Genomic DNA, 497 nt, shown 5'->3' on the forward strand with positions numbered 1-497 from the left:
CTTGGTCCGTGGGCTGCCAGTACATGCGCACTTGCACGCGGTGGTCTCGCTGGGTGTGGATGGCGTGGCGGGAGTTTTCCTGGTTGCCCACAACCTGTGCCAGCATGCCTTCCGGGGCGCAGGGTTTGCTGCGTGGCGCGGAAACAATGGCCGCCTTGGCGTCCAGTGCTTCAAAGCAGTTGCGATAGCTGCCGTTTTCTATCTCCGGGCGCTGCAGCAACTGGGCGACTTGCGCACCGAGGTTGTTGGCTGCTTCGTGCCAGATCTGGTAGCAGCGCAGTTGGAGCTGGTTGCCGCTGTCTTGCCCGTAGCGGCTGTGGCCGCTGATGGCAAATCCTTGCGCTGGGGCGAGGTCTCGCACACTGCTTTGGCCGTGCCAGCGCTTGGCCTGCCCTTCAAAGTGATGCAGCCATTGGCTGGCGTGGTTTTGCGCATCGTCCAGGCTGGTGTAGCGCTGCGCGCTGCGGGATAGGTGCTGCTCCAGGCTGGGAAGCTCC

The 497-nt window shown here is 63.6% G+C and carries 1 pseudogene; it reads right to left on the reverse strand.

Features of this window, described 5'->3' with window-relative positions:
- Nucleotides 1-497 (reverse strand): annotated as a pseudogene (locus QEP11_RS14320) (type VI secretion system tip protein VgrG); the annotation flags it as partial.

It is taken from the genome of Comamonas halotolerans (genome assembly GCF_030162935.1).
Lineage (GTDB): Bacteria > Pseudomonadota > Gammaproteobacteria > Burkholderiales > Burkholderiaceae_C > Comamonas > Comamonas halotolerans.